Source organism: Psychrobacter sp. MES7-P7E (assembly GCF_002863645.1).
In the GTDB taxonomy this organism is placed as follows: Bacteria; Pseudomonadota; Gammaproteobacteria; order Pseudomonadales; family Moraxellaceae; genus Psychrobacter.
On the sequence record NZ_PJBU01000077.1, the window covers coordinates 22,943 to 34,815 of the forward strand.

Below are 11,873 nucleotides of genomic sequence, written 5' to 3' on the forward strand. Positions count from 1 at the left end.
AATATGAATGATAGTATAAAACGACACTAAATGTCGCAAGCTTATTATAATATCGGCATTTACACTAGTAAACGATAACCATCAATGGCACACTGATAGCAAATTTGGCAAGTCAACGTTATCAATGGATATGTAGAATTTGCTACTATGATTGTTTTTGTTTCTGGCCCTCATGCTAGCAGAAATGCATCATAGTAACGACCATCAAACATGGATTGATGAGTATCGATTTTTGTTTTGTCTAGACGTTTTATGGCGTTTTTGACATTGGATACAGACATCTCATCTTATCTTTATTATGCGTAGTACTATTATCACTATTTTTATCAGCTGCATCATTTATAAGTGAAGCCTTTTTTATTAATCCTAATATCTAACCCTTATTTCAATCAGATTATTGTCTATGTTCACTATTATTCAGTCGCACCGTACCGAAAACCTCGTTGATCAATTGCTTGTACAGTACCAGTCCAAGGATCAGCCTGTTTTTGAGCCTTTTATTGTCATTGTACCGTCAATGGTATTGGGTGATTGGTTGGATAAAACTATTGCTAGCCGTGCTGGTATTAGTACCTTGGTGCGTACTAAATTTTGGGGCCAGTATCAATGGACGCTGATGCAAGATGTATTGACCCGCCATAATGCATACTTACTGGCGCAAAACCCTGAAGCGACAACTCTAAACGTGCCCGAAGTGGCGGTGTTATCACCGACAGTAATGCAGTGGCGATTGTTTGGTTATTTGACTTACTACCAAGAAACAATCGTTGCAGATGAAAAGCATCCAGTGCATCCGTTGCTAGCGTCTTTGATTGACGACCCACAGGTAATTGCTCAACAGGACAGTTTACAACAGGATAAGGTGCAACAAGATGCGCGTATTTGGCAGCTGGCAAGTGATTTGGCTAGGGTGTTTAACCGCTATTTGACTCACCGTGAGGATTGGTTGGCATTATGGTCGCAAAACAAGCCGTTGAACGTAAGTGAGTTGATAGCAGATAAAGACGCCTTATCCCTGCGCTTTGATAAGTATGCGCGCGGCACGCCTGAGTGGTTGGTCGGCCATTATGTTGAGTTAGAAATTGCCCAACGATTCTTGTGGTCGCATTTGTTTGCCGATGTCCATCTACACCGTGTAGCACTAGAGCGTGCGTTTTGGTCAGCTTTAAAAGGCAACAAGGCGAACGAGCGTGATCAGTTACCCAAAGTATTGCGTATATTTACCATCCAGCAACTGCCACAGACCGAGTTAGACTTTCTACAGAGTCTGTCGCAATACATGAATATCACGCTATTACATTACAATCCATCAAAGCTGTTTTGGGCAGATATCGTGGATAAATCATGGTTACAACGCCAGCAGATTATCAACCCTGAGAGTGTGTTTTTGCGTGATTATGGTCATAGTTTGCTATCGCGTCTCGGTAAGCAGTCGCGCGATGCGTTTGCGATGCTTGCCAATTTATCAGGTAATGAGCAGTACGACGATGCACTGGTTGAATGGCAAGATAATTTCGACGATACACTGAGCATTGGTTCTAATCATGAGGTTGCTGCTGAGTATATTGATGATGCTAGTAATACTCAAAATAGTCCAAGTTTATTAAAACGTTTGCAAAATGATGTGTTGATGCTTGATGAGCAATCTACTCAGCAAGCAACGGCTGCTACAGTCTCACAAGCGGTAAGTAAGCAACTAGAGCCAAGCTTTGATGAAGCTAAGCCAGAAACGGCTTGGTATGAAGATGAAGCGTTAGAGAATAAGCGCTTTGAGAAAGACCGTTTTTGGGCAATCTCTTCCCAAGATAATAGCCTAAGCATTCATTCGTGTCATAGTTTGCAGCGTCAGCTTGAAGTATTACGTATTATGATTGGTCTTTGGCTAAATGAACCTATCAAACTAGGTGAAAAGAAACGTCATATCTCCGACATTGTTGTACTGCTACCCGATGTTGAACGTCATCATGCATTGATTGGGTCTATCTTCGTCAATGGTAAGGGTCAAGACGGTTTGACTTTGCCTGCTAAAGTGACTGGTGTTGTTGACGCTGACATTCGCCAGTTATGGGAAGCGATTATCGGTTTTTACAAACTATTGGGTAGCCATAGTGCCCGTTTTGAAGCAGCTGAAGTCTTAGACTGGTTGATGTTACCGCCCTTGTTTGAAAGCTTTGGACTGACTCATGAGCAGATGAGTCGTGGCTGTGATTTATTGGTAGAGGCGGGCTTTATTCGCGGTTTTGACGAGCTGCATCTTAAACAAACGTTGGACAGTAATGATTACGACTATCGCTTTAGCTTTGCACAGGCATTAGACAGATTGACCCTAGGTCTGGTCATGCCAGAGGCTGAGTTGAGCGATTGCTTATATGATCTAAATGACGATGAATGGCCAAGCACTGCGTTACCAGAAATGACCTTGCCGTTACCACAAGTTAGCCTAAATGATGCGTTGATTGTTGAAGCGCTTTGCCGCATTTATACTGGCTTGGTCGCACGACGTGATGATCATACACAAAAAATGAAAGCGGAAGATTGGCTCGATCAGATTGAGACACAAGTTATCCATCGCTACTTTGGTGATGTGGACCAAACGCGTACCATGCGCGCCATCTACAACGCAATGAATGGCTTTAAATCAAGTCTGCGAGCCAATCGTCACTATAGGCAGTACGCTAGTGGTGATGTCGACAACAGAGAAGTGGAGCAGAAGCTAGCAGGTGTGGAGCAATTGCCACTCAAGCTGAGCTTTATGCTAGACAGTATCGAAAACGAGCTTGAAAGTCAGCAGGTTAGTGCGGAGCCGACGGGGGTTATTACTTTTGGACGATTCGGTGCACTAAGAAACGTACCGTTTGAGCTAGTGGTGATGCTCAATATGGATCTCTCTGAGTTTCCTGGGCGTGATCGTGACAACCGCTATGATTTGATGAAAGCGACCAATGCACGCCGCGGTGACAGAGTTAGTGAAGATGATGACAATGGCGCATTTTTAGATGCGCTACTGTGTGCGCGCAGTGCATGTTGGATGTTCTATAACGGCCAAAGCTTGACGGACACTCATGAGCATCTGCCAGCCAACCCAGTGAGCGAGCTATTGCAGTTCTTGCAAGGTGAGGTGCAGTGGCAGGTGAACTCGCTGGAGACATTACCTGAGAATATTGATCCCACCACCGAGAGTCTCAAGCGTTACTTACCTAAATTGATTAAGCAGTGGCTAGTGACTGAGCATCCTGCACTGCCTTTTCATGAGAGTCTGTTTGAAACTGCAATCGAAGGCAATGATGTTTCTGAGCAAGCGTCTCCTGATATTGATGACAATGCTAATGCCAACGTTAATATCAATGCTCAGGATGCAAGCCCTGTTGATATGATTGATGAACTGGATGCTTTATTAAATACAGCGATGCGTAAAACCAAACTGGCTCAGAAAAAACAGTTTCCACCTGCGCCGCTTTGGCAAGCGGTGTTTGATACATTGAAAGGGCGAGTGGCTAGTGAGCCTATGCAACTGGTTGGCTTACCCACAAGAGCACAGTATGAGTCAATTGCTCAGGTGCTAGGTCAAGGCTTGGGACAATTAGGTCAAGTGGACAATAAAACCTTGTCTGCATTGGCTGATATGCTAGCGCTAGATAAGGTTGTTGATATTAGCAATGTGAGTAGCATGACAGAGGCGCTCATCCAGAATTTATCTGATAGCGTATTTAATATTGGAGAGATAGACATTGAAGGGGTATTGGCTTACCAAGTACGCCATCCTGCCAAAGCGTTCTTACGGTCTCAAAAGGTGCATGTGGTACAAGGTGAAGAAGCACTGTCGCATCAAGAGCCGCTATTTCTAAACAGTTTAACTACCTATCAAATCAAAGATCATTTGATTAAGCAATTGGTCGCCGATGAGACTAAGGCCAATGGCGGTGATACAACTGCTGAAACCACTACGCCAATCCTGATGTATCAAAAAATCATGCCCGCTGGAGTCGCTCGCCAAACTACATTACCCAATCAACAGAAGAAACTGCAACAGCAGTGTTTGGAGTTCAAAGAGCAGCTAATTGCTAATGGCTTTGACGAAAGCAGTATTCTCAACGAGAGTAAGGCAGATAGCAGCAGTGTATTACAGCTACTGACGCCAACTGCCGAATATCCTGTCCAGATAGAGCTAAAAAATATACTGAATAACACTGACAACGAGTCAAAGCACCAGACGAATATAGACGGTATGGAAACACTGCTTAAGCTATTGCCAAAAACTATTAAAATGAAGGGATTAGTACCAATATTGGCACCCATATCAATTATTCAGGCGGGCGTGCCTTATGCTAAGCAATCCCCCAAGCAGTGGTTAAATATATTGCCCAATTCTGCCAGCCCTAGGCATTTACTCAAGTTTTGGTTGTCACATTTGTATTGGCAAGTGGCCAGACGTACCACCGCTCAGCAAGTGGAATTAAATGATGGCGTGAGTATTTGGCGTTTTAATAAGCCTAGCTCACAAGTCAAAAAGTATGACAAGGTCATCGCATTTAAACTAACCCCGATTGTGTATGAAGATGCAGTAATTGAGCTGATAAAATGGACTGTTTTTGGCAAATTAACGGGTCAAGTGCCCATTACATTATTACCAGAATATGCATTTAATTACCTTGATAAGTATCTAAAGCATGAAGAAGATGACGGCAACCGATACTGGCCAAAACGTGCCGACTTCTCCGACTGGTTAAGACCTAACTATAACTCAGACACGGTATACGATACTTGCTCGCAGCATGCTATTTGGCAGTACGTGCTACGTGACCAAGATGCGTTTAAGGCGTTATCATCAGCGTTGACTACATTAGCCCAGCCATTGTATGAGCCGATGTTTAACGCGTTAACTAACTTAGATGGTTAGCCCATTATCTAGAACAGCCTCTAATTAGTTTTTGCTATTTTGTTCTAATAAATAATAATTAAAAGTATGCGCCCATATGACAGACATTAGCGATCCAACCAATACCATTGACTTGTCTACACAACCGAATTTATTTGATGAATATTCAGATGAGCTGCCTTGTTTGTCTGCTATACCTGAACGTAAAGCCGATGTCATACCAGCAGTCGATGTTGACCTAACGGGCAAGCACCTAATTGAAGCCTCAGCGGGCACGGGTAAGACTTGGACGTTGACCGGTATTGTACTACGCCTACTGATCGAAGCGCGACGTGCGCCAGAGCAGATCATTGCCACAACCTTTACTCGAGCTGCCGCTGCCGAAATGCGTCAGCGTATTCATGATCGTTTGGTGGATTTTTATCAGCTATTACAATGGGTCAATAGCCTAAGTGCTGATACTGGCAATAAAGAGCGTTTGTATCCCAACATACTACAGGTTATGCCTGAGAGTAATAAAGACGCACAAGTAGGCAGTAGTTCAGATGTAGATGCAAACGCTGAGACAGGCATTGATGATTTAAATCAAGACCTTGCTGCTGATAAGCAAGTGGCGGCTGAGAAACGTAAACAAGCAAAAAAAGACCGTGAAGATTGGCTGGTTAATCAGGCCAAATATGTGCGCTTAGACGGTATTATGCAAGATCCTATCAACCTGCATCTCGTCGGTTATTTGCTAGATCATTTGTACAGTTACCCAATGGCTGAAGCTATCAGACGTACCGCACTGGTACTCACTACATTGGATAAGCTGTTTGTAGGTACGCTCGATAGTTTGGCGCAAAAATGGTTGACGGAGTACAGTAGCGAGACTGGTCACCAGCAGGGCATGGGGATTATTGAAGACAGCAGTATTGAACAGGTGACTGACAGTATTATCCATGATGAGCTGCGTCAGTTTCAGAGCCGATTATATTATGAGCAGCCTAAACTTTACGCGCTAATGGATCAGCAAGATAAGCTGACTGCAGTTGGCGATCATAAGAAATATGTGACGCGCTCACTCAACTTTATCTCTGCACCGATTGATGAGATAAGGCATGAGAAAAGCTTTGATTTTGATGCATACGAAAAGCTAATCAATGAGTTTTCTCAGTTAGATTTAGCTGATATCCAGCCTTATTTGAATCCTGACTATAGAAAGTCTCAAGGGTTTCGTGGTGGTTCTAATTTAACCAAACAGTTTGATGCCCTTATTGAAGTGCATCAAAAGATATCAGAGTATCAGCTGACATTTAATAGCTATTTAAATGAGAGCGAAAACAAGATTCTGACATCATTGCAGGATTCTAGATATCCAGATGAAGATGGCAAAATCAAGAACTTTAATAAGAATAAAGAAAAAGAGCATCAGACGCTTTTTGAGTTAGAAACCATTAGTAAGTTAATGGCCCTCTTAGACATGCTTGATAGTTTAAATCAGCATATATTGTTGGTATTGGCCAATCTTAACCGTCATATTGTGCTGGCTGTGCGTAATAGACTGCCAGTAATTTTGGAAGAGCGTGGCGAGACGACTTTTAGCTTGCAGATGGTACGCTTAAACCAAGCATTAACTGGTCGTCAAGGGGATAAGCTGGCGCGTTATATTCGTCATCACTACCCAGTGGCATTGATTGATGAGTCGCAAGATATCAATGGCGAGCAAGCCATTATGATTGAAAGCATTTATTTGCCAAAGAACAAGCGTAAACAGTCGGACAGTGACAAGCAATCAACCATTAAGAAAGCCAATCATGAGTTTCTGTTATTGGTTGGTGATCCCAAACAGGCTATTTATGGGTTTCGTGGCGGTGATGTGGCCAACTATAACTATATGAAAGCCCAGTTTGATAAAAGCGCCCTTTGGACGCTTGATATCAACCGACGTTCTAATGCCGGTGTGATTAACGCATTGAACTGTTGGTTTGGTATGTCGAGTGCAACAACTGCTGAGAATAAGCTGTCGCAGCTAGGTACTGGGATTCACTACCAGCATATCAAAGCAGCAAAACCGGAATATGAGCTGTCTTGGTTTAATGCGTTAGATAGGCTGGATGATGTGCTAGTGACAGAAGTGCTTTCTGCTCAGCCAGTGAGCCTATTGCACCTGCCTTATGACAAGGACAAAGAATTTGATTATGATGAGCATGAAATAACAGCTCGCCATATAGCCACTTTGCTTAATAGTGGTCAGACACTTAAAGGTAAACCGATTCAGCCGAGTGATATTGGGGTGTTGGCACGTGCCAAAAAAGATCTGAAAAGGGTCGAAGACGAGCTGGTAAAACTGAATGTGCCGACTTTGACCACCAGTGACGTCAGCATCTTTGAGACTATTATGGCAGAAGATGTGGCAGCATTGCTGAGTGCCATGCTATACCCGTATCGTCATGACATGATTAATCGGGTATTGACCAGTCATCTATATGGACTGAGTATCAAAAACATCAAAGCCATGATGACGGATCATGAGTCAGGCATTACCGAAGGTAGCAGTGCACCAAGCGCCCATTCAAATAAGTCTAATTCGAAAGACTTCTCAGCGAATGAAGCTACTGATATTAAAAAAAGCTATCAAGACTTTATTACTTATCTAAAAGAAGGGGCACAGCGTTGGCAGCACTTTGGCATCTTATCAGCGCTACATCATTTATTAGATAAAAGTCCTGTGCAGCCGCAAGGCGTTTGGCAGGCCCTAGCCGCTCATCCAGAAGGTGACCGTCATATCATGGACTTGCGTCATGTGATGGACATTTTGGCGCAGTATGGTCTAGGCATGGGTGAGTATGAGTTGCTGGCGTGGTTTAGGCAGCATATAGATGCAGCGCCTAATAGTGATTGGGCTAAGCAATATCCGCTACCGACAGAGTCTGGTGTGCAACTGATGACCATTCATAAGTCAAAAGGGCTTGAGTTCCCTATTGTCTACGTATTGGGAATGGGTGACGCCAGTAGGAAGTCTGGTAATAAGGAAGACTATGGGCTGTATCTATATAACGCGCAACAAGCGCCTTCAGCGCTAGTGCGGCAGTCGATAGAAGTACAGCAGTCGACAGATAATCAATCGGGTAATCAGCGCCGCTTCTCACCATTACAAGGCTCTGCTACGGTTGAGAGTTACTACACCGATATCGAAACACAAGAAGGTTTTGATGAGATAAGACGGCTTGGCTATGTGGCATTTACTCGAGCCAGTGAGCAGCTTTATGTTGTGCTGCGAGATCCGAGTAACAAGACAGGGTTTGAGCTAAAACCAGTGTTCTATTGGTTTGAATCGCCAGAAGCAAAGTTTGAATTACCTGATAGACTAAAAGGTACCATAGGCATGCTCAGAGGGCATAAGGTTAATGAGTTTTATGACAATAATTACGCAAACAACAATGCTAACTCAGCAGGCGTAAATGACAGTGCTCAGCTAGCCGCAACCAAATCAAATGCTCATAAGCCTACAACAGAGGCTATTGAGTACGCGCCCTTTGCCGAGATTATGAAAACTAATTATTTTTATGGCTGGGCCAAGACCAGTTTTACCGCTCTGGCGCGTCAGCTAGATGAGTCTACACAAGCAATGGCGATAGTGGATGAGCGTATTGATGATGCGATAGACATTGATATGACAGAGTCTTCAGTTTCAGACCTTTCTTCACTGAATAGCAAAGAGTCTCTCGAACAAGACGGTGAACTGAGCTTCAAGTCAGAAGAGGATATCCGCTTTACCTTTGTAAAGGGTGCCAATGCTGGTACGTTTTTGCATGAGATATTTGAACAAATAGACTTTACCAATAAGGCTCAGTGGCCTCAGGTTATTGATAGAGCGATTAGTAGCTATCAATTGCCGCTGATATATAGCAGTGCGGAACAGCAGAGCCGCAGATCACAAGGCAAGAAACAAAGAGATAGTGATGGGTTTGATCTTGAGTCAATAGATACAACCAAGCATGAGTCATTAGTTAATTGGATTGAAGAGGTGCTGCATGCGCCACTGTTGGCTTCTAATCAACCTTTGATTGCTCTTGATAAAGGTAAGCGATTTGCCGAGTTAGAGTTCAACATGGGGTTGTCAGAGAGTTTTAAAGCACAGGATATCAGTCAACTTTTCCAACAGTATTTACCTGATGAGACAGATAAACACGTCACTCTAGTGCCAAAAAATAAAGCGCATCTGTATCGTTATTTGCGTGGTGAGATTGACTTGGTGTATGAGCATGCTGGCAAGTATTATGTGGTCGACTATAAGAGTAACTTTCTAGGAAATAGCCTAAGCGATTACAATGAAGATACCCTCAAGAAAGCAATGTCCAAAGCAGGCTACTGGTTACAAGCAGCAATTTATCAAGTGGCATTACATCGGTTCCTTGCCATGAGAATTAGTGATTATACGGGTAACGAAGATAAGTACTTAGGCGCTGTAGAGTACGTGTTTTTACGCGGTGTGTATGACCCGAATGCTCAAGCAGCTACTATGCCTACATCGCAAGATGTGGTTCAGTCTAATCACGATAACTTGAGCGATAAAAGTTGTTATGGACTGGTTACTTGGGATATTCCTATCGATTTTATTAAAGGTTTAGACGCACTATTTGGCCTGCCGGATTAATAAACCTTATATATCAACTAGATAGATAAAAATTGTTATAGCAGTTAATCAGATTAAAAAGAGATAAATATACGATGAGTAATAATAACAATAAGAGCAAGTCAGCCATTAGCTTACAAGAGAGCTGGGCCAGTAACATCAGCGATTATATTTTGCTGCGTCGTCAGCAAACACATGTAGCATATGACGCGAAAGATGCAAATATGAATGATGAGAGCAAAAGAATCAATAAGTCGGAAAACAATGACTTATTTACTGCTCTATTCGTTATTTTAGCGGCTCATTTGGAAGAGGGGCATACTGTATTAACTGTCGATACGGCCGATCATGAAGCTCCCATGCAAGGTCAGATTAATGGGGAAATAGTCACATTATATGCATGGCAGCAGCAATTATTAGAGATACTAGCAACACCAATTTTTGCGCTGATTGATACTCAGATAAAAACGCAAATAGACACGCAACCAAACACGCAACTAGACGATGATACTACAACGGAGATATCGCTATTTGTATTACTAGATACTTTGTTTGGTCAGCGAGATTACCTGTGGGCGCAGCTAGCACTGAGTAATCATGAAAAAGAGACGTTGATCAAACGTTTTAATGCGATAACTACGTTATATCATCGCTTGAAAAATAGCGACTTAAATACTTTCGTTCATTCAATCCATGAGCATGCTTTATTTGCTAACGTTGAGGCAAATACTAATTATAACAACTATCAAAATAGCCTAAGCAAAAATAATCAACCGATTATTTACAACATAGCTAAAAGTGAACAAACTCGAAGTTCAAAAATCACATTTTGGTTACACCGTGCTTGGCAAGCAGAGTTTAATTTAGCAAAAAATATCAACAATATCTTAAATCAGCAAGTAAGTCCTTTACAGATAGCAATACCTGAAAACCTTCATGAGCACCAAGTGAAGGCAATCAATGTCGCTAATAATAATGCGTTTAGTATTATTACTGGTGGTCCAGGCACAGGTAAAACATATACCGTGGCTCAATTGGTCATTGCGCTGCAGCAAGCGACAGAGAGTGGGGGGGATGGGGCTGAGCATATTCGATTCAGTACGGACAGTGCCAGTTTGGCATTGGCCGCACCGACGGGTAAGGCTGCCCAACGTATGCAAGAATCTCTACAGGCGGCTTTAGATGACGCAAATGTAGAGTTGCAGTTGCAAGAGGCAAAAACCATCCATCGTCTACTAGGTATCGGTCGAACGGGTAGACCGCGCTACGATGCCAACAACCCACTCGGTGAAGATATTATCATCGTTGATGAGGCATCTATGCTCGGAGTCGAGTTGGCCAATTACCTTGTGAGCGCTGTAAAGCCAGGTGCTAGGCTGATATTATTAGGCGATGCTAATCAGTTAGCAGCCGTCGATGCAGGAGCAGTATTGGCTGATCTATGCCGTATTCCACTATTGCAACCCATACACGCAGAGCTAACAGAGAGCCGCCGATTTAGCGCCGAGTCAGGTATCGGTAAACTGGCCACTCAAATCAATAAAGCAGAGACAAATCTTCAAGCTATTTGGCAATTATTAAGGCAAGACGCTGCTTTGAGTTTTCAATATGTTAATACGTTACAAGCAGAGTCCGTATCAAATAACAAGATAGAAAATAGCCTAAGCAAAAATAAAATTATTTCAAGAATCTCCAGTAATTACCAATCATACGTAATTAAAATTAAAAATTTACTAAAAAATCCAATAGAAAAATCCGTGCCAGAATCAGTTAAAAATACTACCTCTTCGTTAATGGAGGTATTTAATCAATTTAGAATCCTCACTGCTGGCCATAATGGTGAGTGGGGCGACCACTATATCAATAACTATCTTACTCAATGGCATCTCGCTGAGCTAAAGTTACCATTGGGTCAAAACACATGGTTCCATGGACGTCCTGTTATGGTGCTACAAAATAACTATGAGCTTGGGCTATTTAATGGGGATATTGGTTTCTGCTTACAAACATCAGATGAAAGGAGCCAATTAGAGGTATTCTTTGAAAATAAGACACAAGGGATAGCTGTTAACTTGCTCAATGAAGAGGTGATAGCCACCGCGTATGCAATGACCATTCATAAGTCACAAGGATCCGAATTTGATCATGTTGCTATTACTTTTGATAACAGCCATGCACGGTTACTGAGCAAAGAGCTTCTCTATACAGCAGTGACTCGTGCTAAGAAGCAGGTAACGATATATAGTACCAAGCACGCTTTAGAAAAAGCAGTTCAAACACCAACTGAGCGGCATACTGGTTTGGCATTACAGTTTTAACGATTCATTCAAGTTGTTGTCGGCGCAATAAGTCAGCGCAATAAAAAAGCATCCAATTTGG

At 42.6% G+C, this 11,873-nt stretch carries 3 protein-coding genes; all 3 read left to right on the forward strand.

Annotated features, from left to right (window positions below; genetic code table 11):
* Positions 1–403 precede the first annotated feature (403 nt).
* A complete protein-coding gene (locus CXF62_RS04580; protein ID WP_102093085.1) occupies positions 404–4,897 on the forward strand; it encodes an exodeoxyribonuclease V subunit gamma in 4,494 nt (1,497 codons plus the stop codon).
* 76 nt (positions 4,898–4,973) lie between these two features.
* Positions 4,974–9,515 (forward strand): UvrD-helicase domain-containing protein, encoded by a 4,542-nt coding sequence (locus tag CXF62_RS04585; protein ID WP_102093086.1) that lies wholly within the window; start codon positions 4,974–4,976, stop codon positions 9,513–9,515.
* Between the two features lie 74 nt (positions 9,516–9,589).
* Positions 9,590–11,812: an exodeoxyribonuclease V subunit alpha gene (gene recD, locus CXF62_RS04590; RefSeq protein ID WP_102093087.1), complete on the forward strand. Its 2,223-nt coding sequence runs from the start codon at positions 9,590–9,592 to the stop codon at positions 11,810–11,812.
* Positions 11,813–11,873: the final 61 nt, after the last annotated feature.

What these genes read in the sequence shown, in the direction of transcription:
- CXF62_RS04585 (WP_102093086.1), top strand. Translation starts at nt 4,974, where the DNA reads ATGACAGACATTAGCGATCCAACCAATACCATTGACTTGTCTACACAA.
- recD (WP_102093087.1), top strand. Translation starts at nt 9,590, where the DNA reads ATGAGTAATAATAACAATAAGAGCAAGTCAGCCATTAGCTTACAAGAG.
- CXF62_RS04580 (WP_102093085.1), top strand. Translation starts at nt 404, where the DNA reads ATGTTCACTATTATTCAGTCGCACCGTACCGAAAACCTCGTTGATCAA.